24 protein-coding genes are annotated in these 25,836 nt (G+C 47.5%); all 24 read left to right on the forward strand.

The window, feature by feature from the left end:
* Nucleotides 1-25: 25 nt before the first annotated feature.
* The 24 genes from bshC to GKZ89_RS04460 all read left to right on the forward strand — a co-directional run bounded on the left by bshC (nt 26) and on the right by GKZ89_RS04460 (nt 25,833).
* Nucleotides 26-1,648 (forward strand): bacillithiol biosynthesis cysteine-adding enzyme BshC, encoded by a 1,623-nt coding sequence (gene bshC, locus GKZ89_RS04345; RefSeq protein ID WP_155111176.1) that lies wholly within the window; start codon nt 26-28, stop codon nt 1,646-1,648.
* Nucleotides 1,649-1,770: 122 nt separating this feature from the next.
* Entirely contained in the window at nt 1,771-2,202 is a 432-nt protein-coding gene (mraZ, locus tag GKZ89_RS04350) for a division/cell wall cluster transcriptional repressor MraZ (RefSeq protein WP_155111177.1), read from the forward strand.
* Nucleotides 2,203-2,288: 86 nt separating this feature from the next.
* The gene (gene rsmH, locus GKZ89_RS04355) at nt 2,289-3,221 is read left to right on the forward strand and encodes a 16S rRNA (cytosine(1402)-N(4))-methyltransferase RsmH (RefSeq protein WP_155111178.1); all 933 of its coding nucleotides are present in this window, start codon (nt 2,289-2,291) and stop codon (nt 3,219-3,221) included.
* 72 nt (nt 3,222-3,293) lie between these two features.
* On the forward strand, nt 3,294-3,662 hold the full coding sequence (gene ftsL / locus GKZ89_RS04360) for a cell division protein FtsL (protein WP_155111179.1): 369 nt from the start codon (nt 3,294-3,296) through the stop codon (nt 3,660-3,662).
* A gap of 1 nt (nt 3,663) precedes the next feature.
* Nucleotides 3,664-5,820, forward strand: coding sequence for a penicillin-binding protein (locus tag GKZ89_RS04365; protein ID WP_155111180.1), 2,157 nt, complete (start codon nt 3,664-3,666; stop codon nt 5,818-5,820).
* A 165-nt stretch (nt 5,821-5,985) separates the two neighbouring features.
* On the forward strand, nt 5,986-7,905 hold the full coding sequence (locus GKZ89_RS04370; protein WP_155111334.1) for a stage V sporulation protein D: 1,920 nt from the start codon (nt 5,986-5,988) through the stop codon (nt 7,903-7,905).
* 176 nt (nt 7,906-8,081) lie between these two features.
* Nucleotides 8,082-9,593 (forward strand): UDP-N-acetylmuramoyl-L-alanyl-D-glutamate--2,6-diaminopimelate ligase, encoded by a 1,512-nt coding sequence (locus GKZ89_RS04375; RefSeq protein WP_155111181.1) that lies wholly within the window; start codon nt 8,082-8,084, stop codon nt 9,591-9,593.
* 98 nt (nt 9,594-9,691) lie between these two features.
* Nucleotides 9,692-10,666 carry a phospho-N-acetylmuramoyl-pentapeptide-transferase gene (mraY, locus tag GKZ89_RS04380; protein ID WP_162356472.1) on the forward strand — a complete coding sequence of 325 codons (975 nt, stop codon included), beginning with the start codon at nt 9,692-9,694 and terminating at the stop codon, nt 10,664-10,666.
* The gene (gene murD, locus GKZ89_RS04385) at nt 10,667-12,022 is read left to right on the forward strand and encodes a UDP-N-acetylmuramoyl-L-alanine--D-glutamate ligase (protein WP_162356474.1); all 1,356 of its coding nucleotides are present in this window, start codon (nt 10,667-10,669) and stop codon (nt 12,020-12,022) included. It abuts the gene before it with no gap.
* Nucleotides 12,023-12,069: 47 nt separating this feature from the next.
* Nucleotides 12,070-13,170 (forward strand): stage V sporulation protein E, encoded by a 1,101-nt coding sequence (gene spoVE / locus GKZ89_RS04390; RefSeq protein ID WP_155111183.1) that lies wholly within the window; start codon nt 12,070-12,072, stop codon nt 13,168-13,170.
* A 122-nt stretch (nt 13,171-13,292) separates the two neighbouring features.
* Complete coding sequence (gene murG / locus GKZ89_RS04395; protein ID WP_155111184.1) at nt 13,293-14,390, forward strand: undecaprenyldiphospho-muramoylpentapeptide beta-N-acetylglucosaminyltransferase; 1,098 nt, start codon at nt 13,293-13,295, stop codon at nt 14,388-14,390.
* Nucleotides 14,391-14,542: 152 nt separating this feature from the next.
* Entirely contained in the window at nt 14,543-15,454 is a 912-nt protein-coding gene (murB, locus tag GKZ89_RS04400) for a UDP-N-acetylmuramate dehydrogenase (RefSeq protein WP_155111185.1), read from the forward strand.
* A 138-nt stretch (nt 15,455-15,592) separates the two neighbouring features.
* Nucleotides 15,593-16,408, forward strand: coding sequence for a cell division protein FtsQ/DivIB (locus GKZ89_RS04405; protein ID WP_155111186.1), 816 nt, complete (start codon nt 15,593-15,595; stop codon nt 16,406-16,408).
* Nucleotides 16,392-17,096: a DUF881 domain-containing protein gene (locus GKZ89_RS04410; RefSeq protein WP_155111187.1), complete on the forward strand. Its 705-nt coding sequence runs from the start codon at nt 16,392-16,394 to the stop codon at nt 17,094-17,096. The genes GKZ89_RS04405 and GKZ89_RS04410 overlap by 17 nt, the downstream gene beginning before the upstream one ends.
* Before the next feature lie 56 nt (nt 17,097-17,152).
* Nucleotides 17,153-17,878: a DUF881 domain-containing protein gene (locus tag GKZ89_RS04415; protein WP_155111188.1), complete on the forward strand. Its 726-nt coding sequence runs from the start codon at nt 17,153-17,155 to the stop codon at nt 17,876-17,878.
* Nucleotides 17,878-18,249 (forward strand): small basic family protein, encoded by a 372-nt coding sequence (locus GKZ89_RS04420; protein WP_155111189.1) that lies wholly within the window; start codon nt 17,878-17,880, stop codon nt 18,247-18,249. Before GKZ89_RS04415 ends, GKZ89_RS04420 begins: the two co-directional genes overlap by 1 nt.
* A 198-nt stretch (nt 18,250-18,447) precedes the next feature.
* Nucleotides 18,448-19,740, forward strand: coding sequence for a cell division protein FtsA (ftsA, locus tag GKZ89_RS04425; RefSeq protein WP_155111190.1), 1,293 nt, complete (start codon nt 18,448-18,450; stop codon nt 19,738-19,740).
* Between the two features lie 42 nt (nt 19,741-19,782).
* Entirely contained in the window at nt 19,783-20,943 is a 1,161-nt protein-coding gene (gene ftsZ / locus GKZ89_RS04430; RefSeq protein WP_155111191.1) for a cell division protein FtsZ, read from the forward strand.
* A 229-nt stretch (nt 20,944-21,172) separates the two neighbouring features.
* Nucleotides 21,173-22,099, forward strand: a complete 927-nt coding sequence (gene spoIIGA / locus GKZ89_RS04435) for a sigma-E processing peptidase SpoIIGA (protein ID WP_155111192.1) — start codon at nt 21,173-21,175, stop codon at nt 22,097-22,099.
* 57 nt (nt 22,100-22,156) lie between these two features.
* On the forward strand, nt 22,157-22,876 hold the full coding sequence (sigE, locus tag GKZ89_RS04440) for an RNA polymerase sporulation sigma factor SigE (protein ID WP_155111193.1): 720 nt from the start codon (nt 22,157-22,159) through the stop codon (nt 22,874-22,876).
* Between the two features lie 139 nt (nt 22,877-23,015).
* A complete protein-coding gene (gene sigG, locus GKZ89_RS04445) occupies nt 23,016-23,795 on the forward strand; it encodes an RNA polymerase sporulation sigma factor SigG (RefSeq protein ID WP_162356477.1) in 780 nt (259 codons plus the stop codon).
* Nucleotides 23,796-23,914: 119 nt separating this feature from the next.
* Nucleotides 23,915-24,166, forward strand: coding sequence for a YlmC/YmxH family sporulation protein (locus GKZ89_RS04450; RefSeq protein ID WP_155111194.1), 252 nt, complete (start codon nt 23,915-23,917; stop codon nt 24,164-24,166).
* A gap of 170 nt (nt 24,167-24,336) precedes the next feature.
* Nucleotides 24,337-25,164 carry a peptidoglycan editing factor PgeF gene (pgeF, locus tag GKZ89_RS04455; RefSeq protein WP_155111195.1) on the forward strand — a complete coding sequence of 276 codons (828 nt, stop codon included), beginning with the start codon at nt 24,337-24,339 and terminating at the stop codon, nt 25,162-25,164.
* Nucleotides 25,165-25,833 (forward strand): YggS family pyridoxal phosphate-dependent enzyme, encoded by a 669-nt coding sequence (locus GKZ89_RS04460; protein WP_155111196.1) that lies wholly within the window; start codon nt 25,165-25,167, stop codon nt 25,831-25,833.
* The last annotated feature ends 3 nt before the right edge of the window (nt 25,834-25,836 follow it).

Consider the following 25,836-nt stretch of genomic DNA (forward strand, 5'->3'; position numbering starts at 1 on the left):
TTTTAACCGAGAAAGGAAGTACATCATGGAGATATACGAGTTCTCCCTGCCATCGGCAAATCCGTTTGTCAGTAAGCTTACCGGTAATTCACTGGATTCTCATACATACTTTGATTATGACTTCCATCAGGAAGATGTTTATCAGAAAAGGCAGCAGGAAATTATGTCCCGCTCCTTTGACAGAACCGGATTATGCCGTTATCTGAAAAGCTATAACGAGAAGTTCAGGGCACCTGCTGTCATGGACAATATTGACCGGCTTCAGGAAGACGGCAGCACGGTAGTGATCGGAGGGCAGCAAGCGGGGCTGCTGACAGGTCCTCTTTATACCATACATAAAATCATCTCCATCCTTGCTCTTGCCAAAGAGCAGGAGCAGGAGCTCGGCAAGCCTGTCATCCCAATGTTCTGGATCGCCGGTGAGGATCACGACTTTGAAGAGATCAACCACGTTTTTGTGAACCATGCGGGCAAGATGAAGAAGAAAACGATCGGACAGCGGATACTGGAAAAACGGCCTGCTGCAGCAATCGAGCTCGACCGTGAAGCCTGTAAAGACTGGGCCGTCGATATCCTTCGTGAATTTGGTGAAACTTCCTATACGAAGGGCCTCCTGAAGAAGCTCACACATATGATCGATCAGTCGGCAACTTATACAGAATTCTTTGAATGGCTCGTTATGGATATGTTCGGTTCAGAAGGTCTGGTCCTTATCCAGTCTGCAGACGCAGGGCTGCGAGAGATGGAAACAGAGCACTTTACCAAACTGATCCGCTTGAACAAAGAAATATCCGATGCCGTAACCGATCAGCAAAAGGTACTAACGGACAGTGGGTTCAACCCGATTATCGATTCAGCACCCGGCAGTGCGCACCTCTTTTTTGAAAGCGGCCATCAGCGTCTCCTTCTTTACCGGGATGAGGGTGGAAGGTTCACGGATAAAGAAGGAAGCCTTTCCTTTACAGAAGAAGAGCTCCTGAACGAACTGAGAACGTTCCCCTGTAAATTCAGCAACAATGTCGTGACAAGGCCTGTCATGCAGGAGCTCATGCTGCCTGTTCTAGGGTTTATCGCGGGTCCCGGTGAGCTTGCATATTGGGCTGAGTTGAAAAAGGTATTCGAAGTGATGGGCATTAAAATGCCTGTTGTGGTCCCGAGACTCAATATTACGATTTTGGAAAGGGCGGTCGAAGCGGATCTTGCTGACTTGAATCTTGATTTGGATCAGGCTTTATCCGGAGACTTGGGCGCTATGAAGGCAGAATGGCTGGAGCAGAACAGAGGACTCGATATAAACGCCCTTGAAGCCGGCTCGGCTGCTGATATGGAGAGAATCCATAAAACCCTGAGTGAAAAAGTGGTAAGCGAGTTCCCTGGAATGAAGAGTTATACCGACAAAAACCTTCAATTCATCCTTAGGCAATTGGACCTCTTAAAAAGAGAAACTGAAAAAAATATCGAGCGAAAGCATCATGCCGTGTTATCGAAATTTGACAGAGCAGAGCTCTTTTTGAAGCCTGAAGGCGGTTTTCAGGAGAGAACCTGGAACATTTTTTATTATTTAAACAAATTTGGCGGAAGCTTTCCTGTAAAACTATCCCGTTTGTCATATTCCTTTAACAATCAACATAAGGTTGTCAAATTATAACGTAATTTTTTTAAAAATCCTGTGCTGTACAGGGTTTTTTTTTGTTTTCAAAACGTGTAGAATAGGAAGTGGAGATAAGTGGGGGAAAGTGGTGAGTTTGGGGGAGAAGGTGGGGACAGGCTATGTTCATGGGGGAATTTCAGCATACAATCGATGCAAAAGGCCGCATGATCGTCCCAGCTAAATTCCGTGAAGGGCTTGGTGAGTCTTTTGTCCTAACGAGAGGTCTGGACCAATGCCTGTTCGGTTATCCGATGGCCGAATGGATTATCATGGAAGATAAACTCAAAGCTCTGCCGCTGACTAAAAAAGACGCTCGGGCGTTTACACGATTCTTCTTTTCTGGTGCAGTAGAATGTGAACTGGATAAACAGGGGCGGATCAACATTGCATCCCCTCTGCTGAATTACGCAAAGCTTGAGAAAGATTGCGTCGTCATCGGTGTATCAAATCGAATTGAATTATGGAGCAGGCCGATTTGGGAAGACTATGTCAGCAAGCAGGAAGACTCTTTTGCGGAAATTGCTGAAAACATGATCGATTTTGATATATAATGAATCGTTGTGCGAGAGCGGCAAAAGATCCGGTTAAAGCTGCATCCAAAATCCATTCGAATTTGATAAAAAAGGCGGGAACATCCATGTTTGAACATAAAACTGTATTATTGAAGGAAACGGTAGATGGCCTGAACATTAAAGAAAACGGTACATACGTAGATTGCACTCTTGGCGGTGCGGGACACAGCGAGTACCTGCTGTCGCAACTATCCCCCGAAGGCAGATTGTTTGCCTTTGACCAGGATGATACGGCGATTGAACATGCCGGAGAAAAGCTGGCGGCTTATGAAGGACAGGCTATTCTCATCAAAAGCAATTTCAGGCACATCCGTGAAAAGCTTGCTGAACATGGCGTAACAGCTGTGGACGGCATCCTCTTCGACCTTGGAGTATCCTCTCCGCAGCTCGATACACCGGAGCGCGGCTTCAGCTACCATCATGATGCTCCGCTGGACATGCGTATGGATCAGCAATCAGACATCTCAGCATATGAGGTCGTTAATACTTGGAGCTATGAAGACCTTGTCCGTATTTTTTTCAGATACGGAGAGGAGAAGTTTTCTAAGCAGATTGCAAGGAAGATAGAAGCGCGGCGCGAAAAAGAGCCGATCAGAACGACAGGTGAACTCGTCGAACTGATCAAGGAAGGAATACCTGCTCCTGCAAGGAGAACCGGAGGCCATCCGGCCAAACGGATTTTCCAGGCCATCCGCATCGCGGTAAATGATGAACTGAAAGTGTTTGAAGAAGCCATTGAACAGTCCATCGAACTTCTGGGTCCTAAAGGAAGAATCAGTGTCATCACATTTCATTCCCTTGAAGACCGGATCTGCAAAACCGCGTTTAAGCAAGCGGCAGAAATCCCGCAGCTTCCACCGGGGCTGCCAGTGATCCCGAAGGAGTTCGAGCCGAAAATCAAATTAATTACAAGGAAGCCGATTTTGCCTGCAGAAGAGGAACTGACGGACAATAACCGTTCCCGTTCAGCGAAGCTCCGAATCGCAGAAAAAATCTAGCTGCCATCCATAGAGAGAAAGAAAGCCTTTGAAAACATAAAAAAACTAGAAGGATGAAGAGGAGGTTCAGCCATGAGCAATTTAGCCGTTAAGGTCAATCAACGCGCACAGGAAAAGACGAAGCAACAGCCGCAAAGCCAGCCGCAGACAGCTCCTGTCAAAAGAAGACTTCCCATTACACTGGGAGAAAGAGTATTGGCTGTCCTGTTTGTCCTCGGGCTGGCTGCTGCGAGCTTTCAATTGATCGCAAACAGTGTTGCTGCATATCAGTCAAGCATGGAAATTCAAAAGCTGGAACAGCAGGTTGATGCACAAAGCAGAACGAATGCGGATCTGCAGGTTCAGGTGAAGGAATTGAGCAATTACGACACCATCTTAAAAAAAGCGAAAGAAAATGGGCTCAAGCTCGATAAAAACAATGTAAAGGCTATTCAGGAATAACATGGCGAAAAAGAATAAAAATATGAATAGAGGAGCAGCCGCATTAGCATTAGTGTTTGCGGTGCTCTTCTTTATCATTACGGGGAGATTTCTGTACATCCAGCTTACAGGACAAGTAGACGGTCAGGTTTTGGCGGCACGGGCGGCACAAAAGTACGAAAAACAGCAATCGCTCGAAGCGTCAAGGGGAGCCATCCTGGACCGGAACGGTGAAGCGATCGCCGAGGATACATCAGCTTATACGCTCGTGGCCATTCTTGATGAGACCCTCACCACGAATCCAAAAAAGCCGCAGCATGTAATAGATAAAGACAAGACGGCTGAAAAACTGGCGCCGATTTTGGATATTGAAAAATCGGAAGCGCTTGGCTTTCTTGAAAAAGATGCAAAGCAGGTTGAGTTTGGAGCGGACGGAAGGAATTTAAGCCAGACAGAAAAGCTAAAAATTGAAAAGCTGAAGCTGCCGGGTATCGCTTTTATCAAAAATCAAAAACGCTTCTATCCGAATGGTGTGTTCGCATCTCATATCATAGGCTACGCCCAGAAAGATGAAGAAACAGGGAAAACCTCAGGCATGCTTGGGCTTGAAAAAAGCCTGGACCGCTATCTTCAGGAAAAGGACGGACTCATTAAATACAACAGTGACCAGTTCGGCTGGAAGCTTCCCGGAAGCAAGGACAAGATTACGAAGCCGGATAACGGAAGCAGTGTGTATTTAACCCTTGACCAGAAAATCCAGACCTTCCTTGAAGATTCGATGAATCAGGCGGTCAAGGATTACAACCCTGAGAAGGTGATGGCTGTTGTAGCGGATCCGAAGACGGGTAAAATCCTTGCAATGAGCCAGAGGCCAAGCTTTAATCCCAATACCCGGGATATCACCAATTTTTATAACGATATTATCGGCTACCCTTTTGAACCGGGGTCCACTATGAAAATGTACACTGTTGCTGCGGCGATCGAACAAGGTGTATACAACGGTGACGCTTCCTACAAATCAGGCGGGTATAAGATTGGGAAAAGAACAATCAGGGACCACAACAAGACGGGGTGGGGAACGATCACCTACAACGAGGGCTTTGCCCGGTCTTCCAACGTGGCGATGATCAATCTTGCCATGAAAATCGGCCCGGATGCTTATGCAGACTATATGGAAAAGTTCGGTTTCGGGTCGAAGACAGGAATTGATCTTCCTGGAGAAGAAGCCGGAAAAATAAACTCAGACAGCTCCATTTCCCTTGCCACTGCTTCATTCGGCCAAGGCTCCACCGCAACAGTCATCGAACAGATCCAGGCTGCAACCGCTATTGCAAATGACGGGCAAATGATGAAGCCTTATATCATCGATCAGATCACAGATCCTGACACGAAAAAAGTGGTGGAGAAAAATGAGCCAAAGAAACTCGGCAAACCCATATCCGCTTCGACCGCCAAACAGGTCAGGGATTTGATGGGCAGTGTAGTGACTTCTAAAAACGGTACAGGCAAGCCCTTTGCTATAGAAGGATACGATGTTGCAGGGAAAACAGGTACAGCCCAGCTGCCCGGTAAGGACGGCAGATACATGACCGGCAAGGAAAATTACCTGTTCTCATTCATGGGTATGGCACCAAAGGATGATCCGCGGCTGCTTGTGTATGTAGCTGTCCAGCAGCCGGAACTTGAGCCGACAGAAACAGGCTCCATGACAACATCATCTATTTTCAAAACAGTCATGCAAAACAGTCTGCAGTATCTTCAGATCCAGCCAGATCAAGCAGCTGGGCAGAAGGTAAAAGACAAAGACAAAGAGCCGGAGAATCCAGTGATGGATTCCTATATCGGCAAAAATGCGAAGGATTCATCCGGCAAGCTGAGGAGCCTGTCAGCGGAACCGGTCATCCTTGGTACAGGATCTTCAGTAGAGGCTCAGAATCCTTCTGAAGGATCTGTCCTCACGAAGGATGAGAAAATCTTTCTGTATACCGGAGGGAAGGCCAAAATGCCGGATCTTTCAGGCTGGTCAAAAAGAGATGTAATGAAGCTTGCCGATTTGCTTCAGCTGCGCGTCTCTTTCTCAGGAGAAGGATTTTCCGCCAAGCAGAGCATACCCGCAGGAACCCCGGTCAGCAGCAACACTCTCCTAACCGTAGAATTGAAACCGCCTGCCGGAAATTAACGGAACCCCGAGCGGGGAAAACGATACGTTTTCCCCGCTTTTTTAATGCGGGAAAATTTATGAAAAACACCGGGCGAAGGGAAGGTCTTTCCTCCTTGGGGCTGTTCTACTCACTGCTGTACAAGCATATAGTGGAGGGAGCCTAGACAAGGAGTGGATGATCGTTTGCGCGTATCACACGTTACTGTTCGAAAGAGACTGGCTGCCGTCCTGCTGATCGGGGTGCTCGTATTTGCTGTTATAGATGTCAGGCTTGGCTATGTACAATTTATATTGGGAGACAAGCTGACGGCAGGAGCGAAGGATTTGTGGAGCCGTAATTTGCCGTTTGAACCGGAACGCGGGGAAATACTTGACAGGAACGGAGTAAAGCTTGCTACGAATATCAGTGCTCCTACGGTGTATGCTGTACCGAGGCAGATCGGGAACCCTGCAGAAGCTGCCGCCAAACTTGCTCAGGTCTTAAATATGACAGAAAAAAAAGCTTATGATTTTCTTACTCAAAATCAAATGATTGTGACCATTAAACCCGAGGGCCGCAAGATCTCGCATGAAAAGGCGGGAGAAGTCAGAGCACTCGGGATTAAGGGGGTCTATATCGGGGAAGACAGCAAGAGGTATTATCCGAACGGCAGCTATTTATCCCACGTCCTTGGTTTTGCAGGGATTGATAACCAGGGTCTTCTCGGCCTTGAGGGGTTTTATGATGAACAGCTTAAGGGTGAAAAAGGGTTCGTGAAATTTTACTCGGACGCCAAAGGAAAGCGGATGCCGAATGAAGCTGATGACTATAAGCCGCCTACAGACGGGCAGACTCTTAAACTCACCATCGACTCCAAAGTACAAACCGTCATTGAAAGGGAGCTTGATCTTGCCCAGGCTAAGTATAACCCGGATGGCATCATCGCGATTGCCATGAATCCGAAAAACGGAGAAATTCTTGGCATGTCTTCAAGGCCTGACTTTGACCCGGCCAAATATCAGGATGTGGAACCATCCGTATACAACCGCAACCTTCCTGTCTGGAGTACGTATGAACCCGGATCAACCTTTAAGATCATCACCCTCGCTGCGGCCCTGGAGGAACAGAAAGTCAATTTGGAACATGATCATTTTCATGATTCAGGTTCGGTCCAGGTCGCAGGTGCAAGACTGAAATGCTGGAAAAGAGGAGGGCATGGATCCCAGAGCTTCCTTGAGGTTGTTCAAAACTCCTGCAACCCCGGTTTCGTTGAACTCGGGCAGAGACTCGGAAAAGAGAAGCTTTTTCAATACATTAAAGCATTTGGCTTCGGTCAGAAAACAGGAATCGACCTGCAGGGAGAAGGAAGAGGGATCCTGTTCAATATGGACCGTGTCGGCCCGGTGGAGCAGGCAACGACTGCATTTGGCCAAGGGGTTTCGGTAACGCCGATTCAACAGGTGGCTGCCGTTTCCGCAGCGGTGAACGGTGGAGTTCTATATACCCCTTATATAGCGAAGGAATGGATCGATCCGGTTACCGGAGCCGTGCATAACCGGAATGCTCCCGCTGAGAAAAGGCGGGTCATTACAGAGAGCACTTCCAAACAAATTCGCTATGCCCTCGAAAGTGTAGTGGCAAAAGGTACAGGGCGGAATGCTTTTGTAGAAGGGTACCGTGTAGGCGGGAAAACAGGAACGGCACAGAAGGTCAGCAACGGAGTCTATCTGAAAAATAATTTTATCGTATCCTTTATAGGGTTTGCTCCTGCTGATGATCCAGAGCTCGTTGTCTATGTGGCTGTCGATAACCCGAAAGGCACGGTTCAATTCGGAGGAACCGTTGCGGCCCCGATCGTCGGCAGCATCATGAGGGACAGTCTTCCGGAGATGGGAGTTGAGCCCCGGAAGGATCAGATGGAAAAAACGTATAAATGGGGAGACACAAAGTCTGTGGAAGTCCCGAATTTATTAGGGATGGAGATCGATGAACTCAGGGAACAGCTCCTGAATGTGAAATTTGATGTATCAGGCAGCGGGGAAGCTGTCGTCCAGCAGTCACCGGCTGCCGGGACGAAAATAAAAGAAGGTTCAGCCATCCGCGTTTATATGGGGAATCCTTAGAAAAATCCGGCCGGACAGCAGAGATCCGGCCGGGTTTTTTCCTGAAGCAAAGCGGCAGGGCTGCGAACCCCTTTAAATTAACATTGGCTTCTGAACGGGAACTAAGCTAAAATAGGAACTGTATGCAAAAAAAGTAGATGCTATTTTAAGAGTTTGAATTGTGAGGTTAGATAATCATGAAGTTAACTGATTTGCTTTCCCATCTGCCTATAGGGAATCTGAGTGCTGCAGGTGATCCGGAAATACAATCTGTAGAGATGGATTCAAGAAAAGCAGGAAAAGGAAGCTTGTTTATTTGTATTAAGGGATATACAGTGGATGGCCATGATTTTGCTGAGCAGGCTGTCAATCAGGGAGCTTCAGCTGTCATTGCGGAAAAACCGCTTGAACTGCCGGTCCCTGTAATCATCGTTCCCGACACCGGAAGGGCCATGGCTGTTCTTGCAGATGCTTTTTACGGCCAGCCTACAGGCAAGCTTCATTTGATCGGTGTAACCGGGACAAACGGAAAAACCACGGTTTCCCATTTAATCGAGCAGGTCATGCAGTCTGCCGGGAAGAAAACCGGAATGATCGGGACAATGTACATAAAAATCGGGGACGAGATTCAAGGGGTCCGCAACACGACGCCCGAGAGTCTTACCCTGCAGAAAACATTCAGGCAAATGGCAGATCAGGGCGTGACGAACGCTGTGATGGAAGTCTCTTCCCATGCGCTGCATATGGGCAGAGTACATGGCTGCGATTATGATGTGGCCGTGTTCACAAACCTGACACAGGACCACCTGGACTACCATGGAAGCATGGAATCTTATAAACAGGCAAAAGGTCTGCTGTTCTCGCAGCTTGGAAACACATTTAACCGGGAGCGCCCGAAATATGCAGTATTCAATCAGGATGATCCCGCTGCCGAGGATTATAAAAAGATGACGGCGGCCCACCTGCTGACGTACGGGATCGACCGGAAAGCTGACGTGATGGCAGAGGAGATCAAGATGACTTCAAGCGGCACGTCCTTCAAGCTCGTTACACCTTTCGGTACACGGTGCATGAAGCTTAAGCTGATCGGAAAGTTCAGTGTATACAATGTGCTGGCTGCGATTTCAGCCTGCCTGGTATCCGGTATCCCTCTCGAAGAGGCAGCTGCAGCGCTTGAAGAGGCAGAGGGAGTAAGGGGCAGGTTTGAACTGGTCGATGCGGGGCAGCCTTTTGCTGTGATTGTCGATTATGCCCACACCCCGGACAGCCTTGAAAACGTCCTTAAAACAGTCCGTCAGTTTGCGGCCGGAAGAGTATTTACCGTTATCGGCTGCGGCGGTGACCGTGACAAAACAAAAAGGCCGCTCATGGCGCAAATCGCAGTGAATTATGCAGATGAACCGATTTTCACATCCGATAATCCACGGAGCGAGGATCCTCAAATGATCCTCTCTGATATGGAAAAGGGTGTGCAGAATTCCTACTACCATTCCTTCGTGAACAGGGAGCAGGCGATTTATTTTGCAGCAGCGAATGCCCGTGCCGGTGATGTGGTTCTGATCGCAGGAAAAGGACATGAAACGTATCAGCAAATCGGAGATCAAGTGTTTGATTTTGATGACAGGGAAATTGCCCTGCAGGCCATCAGCAGCTTGAAAATCGGCAAAGAAGCCGTAAAACACAATAAGGCAGACGGAAGTGAGCAGTGAGAAAATGAGTTTGTTAATTTGGTGTAAACATAATAGGCATCAGAAAGCATATGATATTCACAAAGAGACAAGGATGGAGATTGAAGGAGGAAAACGCAGTGCTTGAGCAAGTGATATTTTTTACGATCCTAATGGGCTTTTTAATAAGCGTTTTGCTTTCTCCTTTCTTCATCCCGTTTTTGAGAAGATTGAAATTTGGACAAAGCATCCGGGATGAAGGCCCTAAATCACATATGAAAAAAACCGGAACACCGACAATGGGCGGAATCATGATCATCCTTTCCATTATTGTCACGACCCTCGTGATGACTGGAAAGTTTTCAGAGCCCGGCGTCGAAACGTATCTTCTTCTTTTTGTCACGTTCGGATACGGAGTGCTTGGTTTTCTCGATGATTTTATAAAAGTTGTCATGAAGCGCAACCTCGGTCTGACATCGAAGCAGAAGCTGATCGGCCAGATCATGATTGCCGTCGTGTTTTATCTTGTATTCAGGCAATATGAGTTCTCTACCGAAATCCGTATTCCGGGTACAGAATTTGCCTTTGATCTTGGATGGGCATACGTCATTCTGATCGTCTTTATGCTTGTTGGGGGATCAAACGCGGTTAACCTGACGGACGGATTGGACGGACTATTATCCGGAACAGCTGCCATCGCATTCGGGGCTTTCGCGATTCTTGCATGGAATCAGTCCCAATATGATGTCGCGATCTTTTCTGTTGCCGTTGCCGGTGCTGTTCTTGGTTTCCTCGTCTTTAATGCGCATCCTGCAAAAGTATTTATGGGTGATACCGGCTCCCTTGCACTGGGAGGCGCCATTGTAACGGTAGCCATCCTGACGAAACTGGAGATTCTGCTTGTCCTGATCGGCGGTATTTTCGTTCTGGAAACTTTATCTGTTATCATTCAGGTCATTTCTTTTAAAACGACCGGAAAAAGAGTGTTCAAGATGAGCCCTCTGCATCACCATTACGAGCTGTCAGGCTGGTCCGAATGGCGTGTAGTCGTAACGTTCTGGACAGCAGGACTGATTTTTGCAATGGTTGGAATCTATATCGAGGTGTGGTTGTAAGTGAAAAACATAGACGTTTATAAAGAAAAGCATGTCCTGGTCCTCGGGCTCGCCAAAAGCGGCCTTGCTGCTGCGAGGCTTCTCCGGAAACTGGGTGCACATGTCACCGTCAATGATATGAAGCCGTTCGAAGAAAATGAAGCCGCACAGGAACTGGATTCTTCAGGAATCGAAGTGATCTGCGGACATCATCCTTCGAATCTGCTGGAAGAGAAGAAGATTGAATTGATTGTGAAAAATCCGGGCATCCCCTATTCCAATCCTATTCTCGTTCAGGCTGCTGAGCGGAACCTTCCCGTGTTGACGGAGGTGGAGCTTGCGTACCAGATTTCAGAGGCAGATATCATTGGAATTACAGGTTCGAATGGCAAGACAACAACAACAACACTCGTTTATGAGATGCTAAAAGCAGACGGAAAAGATCCCCTGATTGCCGGAAATATCGGCACTGTCGCATGTGAAGTGGCAGAAAAGGCAGAAGCCGGACAGGTGATCGTTATGGAGCTGTCATCGTTCCAGCTGCAGGGGACAAGGTCCTTCCGCCCTTCTGCTGCCGTTGTGTTGAACTTATTTGATGCCCATCTGGATTATCATGGCACAAAAGAAGCGTATGCCGGAGCGAAAGGGAAAATCTATGAAAATCTGACTCCGGATGATACGGCTGCCGTTAACGCGGATGATAAGGAGGCGGGGAGGCTTGCCGAACGGACAGAAGGAAAGAAAATTCTGTTCTCTGTTCGCGAGTATCTTACTGAAGGCGCCTGTGTCCATAACGGTGCCGTCTTCTACAATGGTGAAGAAATCATCAAGACGGGAGAGATCGTCCTCCCCGGAAAGCACAGCCTTGAGAACATCCTTGCCGCTGTGTGCCTGGTGAAAACCCGCGGATGCTCGAACGAAGCGATTGTAAAGGTGCTTACCTCCTTTACAGGGGTTGTACATAGACTGCAGTTTATCCGCACCCTGAATGGCCGGAGATTTTACAATGATTCGAAGGCGACCAATATTCTTGCCACATCCAAAGCGCTCGAAGCCTTCGAGCAGCCTGTTATCCTCCTTGCTGGCGGACTTGACCGCGGCAACGGGTTTGACGAGCTGAAGCCATACATGAAGCATGTAAAAGCGGTGATTACATTTGGAGAAACCGCTCCTAAACTTGAAAGAGCCGCCGCTGACCTTGGAATAGAAGCTGTTAAACGTGTCGATAATGTGGAACAGGCAGCCGGCGCGGCCTACAGCCTTTCCGGAGAGGGAGATGTTATTCTCCTGTCACCGGCTTGTGCAAGCTGGGATCAGTACAAGACTTTTGAAGAACGAGGAGACATGTTTGCAAGCGCCGTGCATAAGCTAGATTGAGGGCTCGTACCAGAGCCTGACCTTTAGAGAAATAGAGGTGTGCGGCTTTGACGGCGAAAAGAACGACTCCTGATTTCATTTTGATCATCGTGACACTCCTGCTTTTGACAGTTGGGCTGATCATTGTCTACAGCGCCAGCGCCATCTGGGCGGATTATAAATTCGATGACTCTTTTTTCTTCGCGAAAAGACAGCTTCTTTTTGCGGGGATCGGCATAATCGGCATGTTTTTTATTATGAATATTGATTACTGGACCTGGAGGACGTGGGCGAAAATCATTTTGCTCATCTGTTTTGTTCTTCTCGTCGCGGTTCTCGTCCCGGGCATCGGGATGGAGCGGAATGGTTCGAGGAGCTGGATCGGGGTCGGTGCATTTTCTATCCAGCCATCAGAATTTATGAAATTTGCGATGATTGTCTTTCTGGCAAAATACCTGTCAGAGCATCAGAAAAAAATCACCTCATTCAGAAAAGGGCTTGTCCCTTCACTCGGACTTGTTTTCATTGCCTTCGGCATGATCATGCTCCAGCCCGACCTCGGCACAGGAACGGTAATGGTGGGAACATGCATCGTGATGATTTTCACTGCAGGGGCACGAATCTGGCATTTTGGCTTTCTCGGACTGCTGGGTGCCGGTGGCTTTGCGGCTCTCGTAATATCCGCACCTTACCGGATGAAACGGATCACCTCATTTTTGGATCCGTGGCAGGATCCGCTCGGGAGTGGCTTTCAGATCATCCAGTCGCTCTATGCGATCGGACCGGGCGGGCTGTTCGGAATGGGACTGGGACAGAGCAGGCAAAAGTTTTTTTATCTGCCTGAGCCGCAGACTGATTTTATCTTTGCCATATTGGCAGAAGAATTGGGATTCATCGGAGGGTCGCTCGTGCTGCTCCTGTTTTGCCTCCTGCTGTGGAGGGGAATAAGAATTGCATTGGGAGCCCCTGATTTATATGGCGCGTTTTTATCAGTGGGAATTATTGCGATGGTCGCCATTCAGGTTATGATCAACATAGGGGTCGTTACAGGCCTGATGCCCGTTACGGGGATCACACTGCCTTTTTTAAGCTATGGAGGATCCTCTCTGACACTGATGCTGATGGCAATCGGGGTCTTGCTGAATATCAGCAGATATGCTAAATACTAATTGAACAGAACGAAGCGGAGGCTGACCCAGCTGATCGGAAATCGAATGGTATTTCTGTAAAGCCAGGGCCGGCCCCTCCCTATTTATCCCCTTTTTACGGGAGAGCCCAGGAGGAATCAGAGATGAAGGTTGCGGTAAGCGGGGGAGGTACAGGAGGACATATCTATCCTGCACTTGCTCTTATTAAAGAAATGAAGAAAATGAACCCTGAAGCGGAGTTCTTATATATTGGAACTGCCAACGGACTGGAAAAGAATATTGTAGAGAGAGAAAATATTCCTTTCAAATCAATTGAAATCACCGGTTTTAAAAGAAAAATCAGCCTGGATAACGTAAAAACCGTCATGCGGTTTTTAAAGGGTGTAAAAACGAGCAAACATTATTTAAAAGAATTCAAGCCGGATGCTGTGATCGGAACGGGCGGATATGTATGCGGCCCTGTGGTCTACGCAGCAGCCAAGCTCGGCATACCAACCGTCATTCATGAACAAAACAGCCTTCCGGGGCTGACGAATAAATTTCTGTCCAGATACACGGACAAAGTGGCGATCTGCTTTGAAGAAGCAAGAAAATACTTCCCTGCAGACAAAGCGGTGATGACCGGAAACCCGCGTGCATCAGAAGTTGCCGGTGTGAACGGAGAAAAAGGAAAGCTGTCCGCAGGCTTAAAGCCCGGTGTAAAATCCGTGCTTGTGTTCGGGGGAAGCAGAGGAGCCCGTCCGATCAATAAAGCGATTCTTGAGGTACTGCCCCAGCTGGGAGAAAAAGACTATCAGCTTCTCTATGTGACGGGGGAAGTCCATTATAAGCAAGTAGCGGAGGAAGCAAAAGCGACAGGTTCCCCTTCCAATGTGATCATCAAGCCATTCATTCATAATATGCCGGAAGTATTGGCCGGTACGGATCTGATTGTAGGCAGGGCAGGCGCTACATCGATAGCAGAAATTACAGCGCTTGGCCTTCCAAGTATTCTGATCCCAAGTCCATATGTGACAGCGAACCACCAGGAAGTAAACGCCAGGTCGTTAAGTGATAAGGGAGCTGCTGTACTGATGCTCGAAAAAGACTTGAACGGACCGGCTCTTTTAAAAGAAATCGACCGGATCATGACTGACGAAGCAGAGCTCATGAAGATGCGAAATGCTTCAGCAAAAATCGGCATGCCGGATGCAGCGGCAAGGCTAGCTGAAGTGCTTGGGGAAGTTTCCACAAAAAAATAACGGATGTCTTATCATCGGATAAATACCTTTTAACACAATCTTTCAGCTAAAGGGCACCATGCCGGCGTGCACAGGCGTGCCCTCGACTGGAACGGCTCCGGAATGGTCCGTTCGAGCTGAAAAAAGAATACAGCAGCTTTCAGGAGGTTATTATGGAAAACATCATCAGAGAACTTGAGCAGGCAGAGGTCGGCAAAGTGCTTGTAAACGAACCTCTTGCCAAGCACACAACGATGAAAATCGGAGGTCCGGCGGACTGCCTGGTTGTCCCAAAGGATATAGACAGCATCAAAAAAATCATTTCAATTATTAAAGACCATGGAGTGAGCTGGCGTGCGATTGGCAGAGGCTCCAACCTCCTTGTTTCCGATGAAGGCATTGAAGGGGTAGTCATCAAGCTTGGGGACGGCCTCGATCATCTGGAGATAGACGGAGAGGTTCTGACAGTAGGCGGCGGCTATTCGGTGATCAAGCTTGCGACGATCATCAGCAAAAAAGGCTTATCGGGCCTCGAGTTTTCAAGCGGCATCCCCGGTTCGGTCGGAGGAGCCGTTTATATGAACGCCGGTGCCCATGGCTCTGATATGAGCAAGATTCTTGTAAAAGCACACATTCTGTTTGAAGACGGAACAATGGAATGGCTCACATGCGAAGAACTGAAATTCTCCTACCGTACGTCTATTCTCCAAAATGAGCGGCCCGGAATCTGCCTCGAAGCGGTTTTGAAGCTGGAAGAGGGAGAAAAAGAAACGATTGTTTCCGTCATGCAGAAAAACAAAGATTACCGGAGAGACACACAGCCCTGGAATTTCCCGTGTGCAGGCAGCATCTTCCGTAATCCCCTTCCGGATTATGCCGGTGCCCTTGTAGAAAAAGCAGGGCTGAAAGGCTATAAAATCGGCGGGGCTCAAGTGTCTGATATGCACGGGAATTTCATTGTAAACGCCGGCGGAGCGACTGCACAGGATGTTTTAGATCTTATTGCTTTCATTAAAAAAACCGTTTTAGACAAATATAACGTCCAATTGGAGACAGAGGTAGAAATAATCGGGCGAAAATCCTAAAAGAAGAGGCTTAACTATTCCTTCTACTATGCTATAATGACTAATATAGGAAAATGGCAAAAACGGCATCCAGTATGCCGTTTGTTTATATTTCCCAACCGGTTTGCACGGAAATTTTCAAGAAGGGTGAATGGGAAAATGAATAACCGAATCGAACAGGATAAAATTGTTTCGATCGAAGAGCGCATCCCTAAACTGAAAGAGCAGCGGAAACAGAAGACGAATAAGCGGCTGGTTTCCTTTCTCTGCCTTTTTTTTATATTGATCCTGCTTGTTATTTACTTTCAATCGCCGCTCAGCAAAATATCGGCAGTCGAAGTATCCGGCAGCATCCATGCCAGCAAAGAAGAGATTATTAAAAAAAGCGGGATCGCTCCCGGGACAGGCTATTGGAGCCTTGACGGAGGCGATGCCGAAAGAGAGATCAAAGAACTGAAAGAAATAAAATCAGTACAAGTTTTAAAGACATTCCCCAATAAAGTCACTCTTAAGGTCGAAGAGTATAAACGGGTTGCCTATGCAGAACGAAACGGGAGCTACCTGCCGATTCTTGAGAATGGCTTCGTCCTTGGACAGGACAGTAAATCGCTCCCGTCAGATGCACCCATTCTGATCAACTGGAAGGAAGCAGAACATATTCAGGAAATGGCCTCTGCCCTTTTAGAAATCCCGGGGCCGATCGCGGCCTCAATTTCCGAAATCTATCATGCTCCCGACAAAAATGATTCGTGGCGCATCAAGCTGTATATGAACGAGGGGTATGTCATCAGCGGCTCTGTGCGGAACATAGCCGAGAAGATTAAAGATTACCCTTCGATCATCGCTCAGCTTGAACCGGGATCCAAAGGCATGATTCATATGGAAGTCGGCACCTATTTTGAATCGTTTGAACAGAAGAAAGACACCGAAGAGAAATTAGATCAGGGAGAAGAAGCGGATGAAACCGAGAGGTAAATATGTCCTTCTTTCTGCAGTGATGCTCGTTCTCGGCTATCTCATCGCATTTTCTTTTCAGCTGACGAATGAGAAAAGCGGTGCAAGCATCTCTGCTGAACAATGGAACAGAGAGTATGAATCCAGACAGCTGCTGATCAGTCAGGAAGAACGCAATTTGGAGCTGCAGAAGGAACTGGGGGACAAGCAGGAGAAAATCCGTGCCCATGAAGATTCCGTAAAGGAAGAGCAGCAGGCTGCAGGCCGGATGGTGGATGAAATCGAAAAGCTTCGCATGTACACCGGGGAAACCGGTGTAAAAGGCAAAGGGGTCCAAATCACGCTGAAGGATTCCTCTTACATACCGGCCGGCGGGAATGCCAACAGCTATATCGTTCATGAAAGCCATATTTTCAAGACGATCAACGAATTGTTTATATCCGGCGCCTCCGCAGTAGCGATCAATGGCCAGCGGATCTCTGCAGAATCATATATTTTCTGCAACGGTCCAGTTATTACGGTTGATGGGAACCAGTTCCCGGCCCCGTTTGTCATTTCTGCCATCGGTGATCCGGATGTACTGATTTCTGCCTTCACCATTCCCGGAGGAGTATCGGAAGAGCTCGCTTATGACAACATTGAGGTTAAGACCGAAAAGAAATCTGAAATCACCATGAACCCGATGCTCCAAAGCGGCGATAATTCCTGATGCTTCGGCAGAGCAGGCTGTAATTCACAGAAACGATGATATGAGGAGCAGTAAACGTGCCTGAAAGGAAAAAAATAATCGGATATACGTTAATAATGGGCCTGTTTGGATTTATGCTTTCTGTTCAGTTCCAGTCCATCAAGGAGCCGGCAGAAAGGGACTCAAGAGATCTTTGGGAAATCCGGGAGCAATTGAGCGAGGAGCAAAAACAGCAGTCAGAGCTGCTGAAAGAAATCAGAAAGTACAATCAGCTGCTGAGCACGTATGATTCCAATGAAACGAACGCGAGAGACGAAGCATTGAAAAAAACGCTTGATCAGCTAAAACTGCAGGCGGGTCTGACCGAAGTAAAAGGGGAGGGAATCGTCCTTGTCCTTGAACCTTTGTTTAGCGGCGAGCTAATTGGGGAAAAAGATATTTCTGTCTCACCTGATTTGCTGAGACGGCTGATCAATGAATTGAATGCAAATGAAGCTGAACATATTTCCATAGACGGACACAGAGTTTCCAGCACAACAGTCATCAGAAATATAAACGGAACTGTAAAAATGGACGGTTTTCCGCTGGATTCGCTGCCGATTAAAATCAATGTGATCAGTGAAGATTCAGCGAAGCTTTATGACCGCATTAAAGCTTCCAGTACCCATGATCTGTTTGCTGTAGACAATATAAAGATGACGGTCCGGAAACCGGAAAGCAGCATCGTCATTCCCGGAAGCGACAAAAGCATCCGCAGCGGGGATCTTCATCCCTACGAAATCCGTAAAGGGGGAGATTCATAATGTGGCTTCCTGTACTTGGACTGCTGCTGGGACTATTACTTGGATATTTTTCAGGCTTCCGCATACCTGCTGAATACTCCAACTATCTTTCCATCGCAGTACTTGCAGCACTGGATACTCTGCTTGGCGGAATTCGGGCACAGCTGCAGAATATTTACGATGAGCTGGTCTTTGTATCAGGATTTTTCTTTAACATTCTGCTTGCAGCAGCTTTAGCTTTTCTGGGAGTCCATCTTGGTGTAGACTTGTATCTGGTGGCGATTTTTGCCTTCGGTGTAAGATTGTTCCAAAACATTGCAGTCATAAGAAGGATCCTGATTTCCAGATGGAGTGATTCACGGCAAAAGGCAAAAAAAGTTGAGGGAAAGTAGAGGGAAAAATGCTTCTTTTGACGAATCATTTATAGAGTGTTTTATTTCCCGGCTCGCCTGTATAAGGGAAAAGAGCTGCAAACAGCTGCAATTGCAGTTTTTCCTGCATGGCCTGCTTTAAATAAGCAAGATGCGGATTGTAAAGTTGTTCTCCAAATAATAGAATAGAAATGTAGAGAGAGAAGGAGGTGCCATAGAATGAACAGCAATGAAATCTTCGTGAGTCTCGACATCGGTACATCCAGTGTGAAGGTGATTATCGGCGAAATGGCGGATGACGCCCTGAATGTAATCGGTGTTGGAAATGTTAAATCAGAAGGATTAAAAAAAGGATCAATTGTCGATATCGACGAGACCGTTCATTCTATTAAAAAGGCCGTTGAGCAGGCGGAACGCATGGTGGGTATTCCCCTTAAAAGAGTAGTGGTGGGGGTAGCAGGAAACCATGTTCATCTTCAGGAATGCCATGGTGTTGTGGCTGTTTCCAGTGAAAACAGGGAGATAGCGAATGAAGATGTCCGCAGAGTCATCGAGGCGGCTCAGGTAATGTCTATTCCTCCGGAAAGAGAAATAATCGACGTTATTCCGCGCCAGTTCATTGTAGATGGATTGGATGAGATAAATGATCCCCGTGGTATGCTGGGTGTCAGACTGGAAATGGAAGGAACCATCATTACCGGTTCCAAAACAATCTTACATAACCTGCTTCGCTGTGTAGAAAGAGCGGGGCTCGAAATAACAGATATCTGCCTTCAGCCTCTGGCTGCCGGTTCTGTTGCCCTTTCCCGTGATGAAAAGAATCTGGGAGTAGCCATGATTGACATCGGCGGAGGTTCAACGACAATCGCCATTTTTGAACAGGGGCATATTCGTTCAAGCTCTGTCCTGCCTATCGGAGGGGAGCATCTTACGAAAGATCTATCGATCGGCCTTCGTACTGCGACAGAGGAAGCAGAAAGAATTAAGGTCAAACATGGTCATGCTTTCTATGATCACGCTTCGCCGGACGAAGTGTTTGAGGTTTCCATTATCGGAACCGATCAGAAACAGCAATTCAATCAGCTGGAAATCTCTGATATTATAGAAGCTAGACTTGAAGAATTGTTTGAAATGGTTCAGCATGAACTTATGAGACTCGGAGTCAGAGATCTTCCGGGGGGCTTCGTTCTTACTGGAGGGACTGTAAGCATGCCCGGAGTTCTTGAACTGGCACAGGATATGCTTCAGAGCAGTGTACGAATTGCGAGTCCTGATTATATCGGTGTTAGAGAACCCCGCTATATGACCGGGGTCGGGCTCATTCAGTTTGCCTACAAAAATGCGAAAATCCAGGGAAGAAGAATCGGTTCCAGCGTATCCCAGGATACGTACGCCGAGCAGACTGCTGCTTCAAGAGAAGAGCCGGCAGAACGCAAGTCAAGCAAGCCTAAGCAGACAGATGACAAAAAACAGAGCAAAGTGAAAAAATTTTTCGGGTACTTCTTTGAATAAAACGATCAACCAGAAGTGATTGATGGATTAGGAGGATTATGCATGCTGGAGTTTGAAACGAATATTGATGGACTGGCAACGATAAAAGTAATAGGTGTAGGCGGCGGGGGAAACAACGCTGTTAACCGCATGATTGAACACGGGGTGCAGGGAGTAGAATTCATCGCTGTTAATACGGACGCCCAGGCTTTGAATCTATCTAAAGCAGAAGTGAAAATGCAGATCGGCTCCAAGCTGACAAGAGGCCTTGGTGCAGGAGCGAACCCGGAAGTCGGGAAAAAAGCTGCCGAAGAAAGCAAGGAACAGATTGAGGAAGCACTGCGCGGTGCTGATATGGTCTTTGTTACTGCAGGTATGGGAGGCGGTACCGGAACAGGTGCTGCACCGGTTATCGCCCAGATTGCAAAAGATCTCGGGGCTCTTACAGTAGGAGTCGTGACACGTCCGTTCACATTTGAAGGACGCAAGCGTGCGATGCAGGCGTCAGGCGGAATCTCTTCTATGAAAGAATCCGTGGACACACTGATCGTAATCCCGAACGACCGTCTTTTGGAAATCGTTGATAAAAACACGCCGATGCTGGAAGCGTTCCGTGAAGCTGACAACGTTCTCCGCCAGGGTGTTCAGGGTATTTCCGATTTGATTGCGGTTCCCGGACTTATTAACCTGGACTTTGCAGATGTTAAGACCATCATGTCCAATAGAGGTTCTGCACTTATGGGAATCGGTGTAGCTACCGGAGAAAGCCGTGCAGCTGAAGCGGCGAAAAAGGCGATCTCCAGTCCGCTGCTTGAAACATCCATCGACGGGGCACAAGGTGTGCTGATGAACATTACAGGCGGCACGAACCTGAGTCTTTATGAAGTACAGGAGGCTGCTGATATTGTAGCATCGGCTTCCGATCAGGAAGTAAACATGATCTTCGGTTCCGTAATAAACGAGAACCTGAAGGATGAGATTGTTGTAACCGTTATTGCGACAGGCTTCAGCGAACAGGAGATCAATCCAGGCAAGAAGCCGCGCTTCGGCGGAACTGCGAACCCGGCTCCGCAAAACCAGAAGCCGGCCATGCCGCAAAAGCGTGAGCGTGAACGTGAAATTAAACGGGAAGAGCCGTCATACAATGACACTCATCGCCAGCAGCAGCCCGATGATGCACTTGATATCCCAACCTTCCTCCGCAACCGCAACAGAAGACGCTAAATGGTAAACAAAAAAGGCCCTGACAGACGAAACAGTCTGTCAGGGCCTTTTTTTACTGGTGCTGGATCACCCATTATGCAGGGAGAGCCAAGCAGCGGCTTCCGACAAAACCACTTAAAAAAACACGGATTTCCCTTTCACAGATTGACACACTTTACCGGACGATCTCTATATACTTGAACCATAGCAATCATTCAGATCCTTCACTGGCTGGGAAGAGGGGTGTGCATTGACCGTCTATTTAGATGTCATCTGGCTTCTGAATTTCCTCTTTGATACCATGCTGCTTCTGCTCACAGCTGCCATGATGAAAAGAAAAAAAGTATGGTACCGGATTCTCCTCGGGGGATTCATTGGTTCTGCTCTCGTTCTCTTTCTGTTCACACCGCTTAGCCCTTTTTTCAGCCACCCGGCCGGAAAATTCCTTATTTCAATTCTGATGGTGTGGACGGCTTTTGGTTTTATACGGTTTAAATATTTTCTTCAGAACCTGCTGATGTTTTATTTCGCCACCTTCGCGATTGGGGGAGGGATCATCGGCGTACATTATTTTCTTCAGCAGGACAGTTATCTCGCCGGAGGGGTCCTGATCACCCAGTCAACCGGCTTTGGAGATCCGGTTTCCTGGCTGTTCGCTGCTGCCGGTTTCCCGCTGCTATGGCTCTTTTCTTCGGGCAGAGGAAAGGATATTCAGGTGAAAAAACTTCAATATGAGGAAATCGTCTATGTAACAGCCTATTTGGGTGAGACCGTTCTGGAAATGAGAGGGCTTGTAGACAGCGGAAATCAGCTGTATGATCCCTTGACCAAAACCCCGGTCATGATAGCGGATACTGAAAAAATGAAGGATCATTTACCGAAAGCTTTATGTGATAAAGTCAGCAGCGGAAAGATTCTGGAGGATACACCTGATCTTGATCATGAATGGCAGCTTCGAATGAGGATTGTACCGTACCGCGGAGTCGGCCAGCAAAACCAGTTCATGCTTGCCCTTAAGCCGGACGCCCTTACCATCTCAACCGGAAAAGAGGAATGGCAGGTGAAAAAAGCGCTGATCGCTTTGAGCTCATCGCAGCTTTCGGCAGACGGCGATTTTACCTGCATCGTCCATCCGCAAATGCTTCAACATTCATCTTCTGCATCGAATGTATCGTAAAACATGGGAAGTATTATCATTTTACTCGCGCAGGCGACTTTTAGAAGGGGGAAAACAATGAAAAACTTGCGGCTGCGGATCACGTACTGGTGGTACCGGCTACTTACAAAGCTGGGGCTGAAAACGGACGAAATCTATTATATCGGCGGAAGCGAGGCTTTGCCCCCTCCGCTGAACAAAGATGAAGAAGAGCTTCTGCTGCAAAAGCTTCCGGGTGGAGACCAGGCTGCGAGAGCCATACTGATCGAACGGAATTTGAGGCTGGTCGTTTACATTGCCCGTAAATTTGAGAATACAGGAATAAATATTGAAGATTTGATCAGCATCGGTACCATCGGATTGATCAAAGCGGTAAATACTTTTAACCCGGAAAAGAAAATCAAGCTTGCTACATATGCATCGAGATGCATAGAGAATGAAATTTTGATGTATTTGCGCAGAAACAATAAAATCAGATCGGAAGTTTCCTTCGATGAACCATTGAACATTGACTGGGATGGCAATGAGCTCCTTCTATCGGATGTGCTTGGTACAGATGATGATATTATCACGAAGGACCTTGAGGCGAACGTAGACCGCAAGCTTCTTTTAAAGGCATTGCAGCAGCTCAATGACAGAGAAAAGCAGATTATGGAGCTTCGTTTCGGGCTGCAGGGCGGGGAGGAAAAGACGCAAAAAGATGTGGCGGATATGCTTGGCATCTCCCAGTCTTATATTTCAAGGCTTGAAAAAAGAATCATCAAAAGACTGAGAAAAGAGTTCAATAAAATGGTTTGAATTTTTTTTAGGGGCGAAAAGCCCTTTTTTATATGGGTCTCAAGTTAAAGGACCGCAGACATCAATTTCTGTGCGCATATTTTTCCAGCTAAAGGAAATACTGTTTTTTGTACAGCAGCTCCCGACTGGAGGGTAAGATGTGACACGGAATAAAGTAGAGATTTGCGGAGTAGATACATCAAAGCTTCCTGTTTTAAAAAATGAACAAATGCGGATCCTGTTCAGAGAGATGCAAGGCGGGGACAGTTCAGCAAGAGAAAAACTCGTAAATGGAAATCTCAGGCTTGTACTGAGTGTAATCCAGCGTTTCAACAACAGAGGAGAATTTGTCGATGATCTGTTTCAGGTTGGCTGTATCGGCCTCATGAAATCAATTGATAATTTCGACCTGGGACAAAATGTTAAATTTTCCACCTATGCTGTACCGATGATCATAGGGGAGATCAGACGCTATTTAAGGGACAATAATCCGATCAGGGTTTCCCGTTCCTTAAGAGATATTGCCTATAAGGCTCTGCAGGTAAGGGAAAAGCTGATGACCCAGACTTCTAGAGAGCCTACAGCCGAGGAAATTGCCAAGGTGCTTGAAGTGCCTCACGAGGAAATCGTGTTTGCACTTGATGCGATCCAGGATCCTGTTTCCCTGTTTGAACCGATCTATAACGATGGCGGAGATCCGATTTTTGTGATGGACCAGCTCAGTGATGAGCGGAACCGTGATATTAACTGGATTGAAGAGCTCGCTTTAAAAGAGGGAATGCGGAGGCTGAATGACCGGGAAAAATTGATTCTCAGAAAACGGTTTTTCCAGGGCAAGACGCAGATGGAAGTTGCAGATGAAATCGGCATTTCCCAGGCGCAGGTTTCAAGACTTGAGAAGGCCGCAATCAGGCAGATGAACAAGAACATCCAGCAATAAAAAGGGACAAGCGCGGGGATTCAGCCGAAAGGCATGAATCCTCTTTCTGTTTCCCGAATACATTGCCGGCAGGCTCATACATTAAGTAATAAAGGATGGGCAGGGAGGCAGACTTCAAGATGATGAACATTTCCGAGTTTCAAACGAAGGATATTGTCAATGTGTCAGATGGAAGAAAGCTTGGCAGTATCGGGGATTTTGATATAAATGTAACGACCGGGAAGATCCAGGCGATCATTATTTCAGGCCCGGGTAAAATGCTTGGTTTTTTTGGCAGGGAGGAGGAATTTGTCATTCCCTGGAGAAATATTGTTAAAATCGGGGAAGATGTGATCCTCGTCCGCGTTTCCTCCAATACCGGGCTGGAATAACCGGCAGTGCCCGGACGGACAGGAAAACCTTTCATGCTTTCTACATTGTTAAAATAAATTGAAAAAAGACCAAAACATGATTAATTTTACCCTTTAAACAGGAACCATAGCCGAAAGATGTGGTAAAATAAAGGCATTAAGGCAGGTTTTGTGTCGAAAGGAGAATGGTCATGCGCAAAGAGCCGTTTATCTCAGACCGCAGGAGCTTTCTGAGGCTGCAGTGCGATTCCGTCCCTTCCCTTGTTGCCGGCTTTACAGTCAGGAGCGGCGGAGTGAGTCATTCTCCATACAGCTCGATGAATATGGGGCTTCATGTCGGTGATTCAGCAGATGCTGTCGCTGAAAACCGGAGAATGTGTGCAGAAGAGTCCGGCATTCCGCTGGAGAACTGGACATTTGCAGATCAGGTTCACGGCCCGGCAATCGTGAAGACCGGCCCGGATGATGCGGGCAAAGGCATTTATCAATACAGTGATGCGGTCCCGGAAACGGATGGTCTTTACACGGACTCCAGGAACACTGCAGCTGCACTGGCTTTTGCAGATTGTACACCGATCTTTTTTTATGAAGAAGCGGCAGGACTTGCCGGCATCGCTCATGCCGGGTGGAAGGGCAGTGTTTCAAACATCGCCGGGAGTATGGTTTCCAGATGGTGTGAGGAAGAAGGAGCAGACCCCGGAAAAATCCATGCGGTCATCGGACCGTCTATCGGACCGTGCTGCTATGTGGTGGATGACCGCGTGATCAGCAAAGTGAACGGTCATTATCGGCAGGATGAGGAATTACCGTATACATCTGCAGGCACAGGACAGTACAGGCTCGATTTGAAAAAATTCAATGAAGCTTTGCTGATCAAGGCCGGCTTAGATAAAAAAAACATCTCGGTTTCAGGATTATGCACCTCCTGCAATGAGGACCTGTTTTTCTCCCACCGCAGGGATGGCGGAAAAACAGGCAGAATGATCGGATTTATTGGATGGAAAGAGGAGGGTTCCTGATTGAAAGTGCAAGAAAAACTGTCTGTCATCAATGAAAGAATTCAAACAGCCTGCAGACAGTCAGGCCGGAATCCTGAAGAAATACAAATCATTGCTGTCACAAAATATGTCTCGGCTGCACGCGCAGAAGAGGCACTGGAGGCCGGTGTTCTTCACTTAGGCGAAAATAGGGATGACGGCCTTGCAGATAAATATAATGTGCTCGGTGACAGAGCCGTATGGCACTTCATCGGAAGCCTTCAGTCACGGAAAGTCAAAAACATAATCGGCCGGGTTTACTACATACATTCTCTGGACAGGCTTTCGCTCGCTGCCGAGATCGACAAGCGCACAAGCGAACCGGTTCAGTGCTTCGTTCAGGTTAATACGTCCGGAGAGGAATCAAAGCATGGGCTCAAACCGGAAGAGACGGCAGACTTTATCCGCTCTTGCAGCAGCTTCCCCTCTATCCGGATTGCCGGACTGATGACGATGGCGCCGGATACAGAAGACACCTCACTCATCCGCACCACCTTCAGGCGCCTCAGGGAACTGAGAGAGGAAATTCAGGAGATGAACCTGAGCCATGCTCCGTGCCGCGAGCTCTCAATGGGCATGTCAAACGATTATGAGATAGCGATTGAAGAGGGGGCCACCTTTATAAGGATCGGAACTTCTCTCGTAGGATAATAC

The organism is Metabacillus mangrovi (genome assembly GCF_009711125.1).
GTDB lineage: Bacteria > Bacillota > Bacilli > Bacillales > Bacillaceae > Metabacillus_B > Metabacillus_B mangrovi.